The following is a 1287-nucleotide window of genomic DNA, read 5'->3' on the forward strand; positions in this document are numbered from 1 at the left end:
AACATTCGATTAACGGATCGGGTCAAACATTTTATTCCGTTTACTCAGAAGCGCTCGAATGCGTACCATTCCAATGAGAGCCTATTTGAAAGCGCACTTTTCCAGTACTTCGGCGGTTACTTTCAAGACATCTCTCAAAATGTGTTGCGTCATGATCCAGCTCTGAAAATTTTATTAGAGAAAGACACCTTACCGTCGCAGCCGACTTTCTCACGTTTTTGGAATAGTTTGGATGATCGCGTTCTTCAAGGGATGACTCATTTGATCGATTTCTTTAACGAAACTGCCCGCACCAAACGGCAACAAACTGAATGGATCATTGATTTAGATTCGACTCACTTAGACACATTTGGTGACCAAGAAATGACGGACTACAATGCACATTATCAAACGACCGGTTATCACCCATTAGTTGCCTTTGATGGCATCTCCGGTGATTTCCTTAAACCCACCCATCGTCCAGGCAATGACTACACCTCAACAGACGCAGTAGCTTTCTTGTTACCTTTGTTTGAACAGTTCAAAACCTCTCCAACACTCACTCAATGCTTGTTACGAGGTGATAGTGGATTTGCGACCCCAAAGATTTACAACCAGTGTGACGTAGACAATGTGGATTTTATCATCCGTTTAAAAGCCAATGCTCGTTTGAAACGCTTCGCAGAACAAGCGCTACCTAACCTTGAAAGTGAGGACTATACACACTCAAGGACGGTCTATTTCGACTTTGACTATCAAGCAGGGACGTGGGACCGGCCTCAACGTGTTTGTGTCCAAGCGATTCGACCGGCAGACGAACTCTTTTATCGGTACACCTTTATCACGACCAGTTTGATTAAAGTGCCGGTTCAGTCGGTTATTAAAGCTTATCAACGACGAGGAACCATGGAAAATTACATCAAAGAAGCGAAATATGGCTTTATGATGGGAAAGACTGACCATTCAACGTTCCAAGCGAATCAAGCCCGCTTAGTGATGAGTCAATTAGCTTATACGCTGATTCAGTGTTTTAAAACAGGTTGTTTACCCAAAGCGTCTGTTAAATGTCAGATGACGACACTCCGTCATCAGGTATTTAAAGTGGGCGTAAGAATCGTCCGACATGCGCGCCAAGTGTTTTATCACTTATCGACGAGTCATGTGTATTACAAAGAATTTTTCGCAATCTACGAACGTGTTCAACACTTTAGATTATAAAGCTGAGTTAATCAGTCGGAACCTATAAAAATTTTAAAAGCGAATAACAAAGGGACGAGTCTGCCCATTTTTAGACAAGGACTCGAATGG

General features: G+C 42.6%; 1 protein-coding gene. It reads left to right on the plus strand.

Annotated features, from left to right (window positions below; translation table 11 throughout):
• A partial coding sequence (locus GF867_RS13595) for an IS1380 family transposase (protein ID WP_153833622.1) occupies positions 1-1197 on the plus strand: 1197 nt, incomplete at its 5' end.
• Between the last annotated feature and the right edge of the window lie 90 nt (positions 1198-1287).

The organism is Fundicoccus ignavus (assembly GCF_009659375.1).
In the GTDB taxonomy this organism is placed as follows: Bacteria; Bacillota; Bacilli; order Lactobacillales; family Aerococcaceae; genus Fundicoccus; species Fundicoccus ignavus.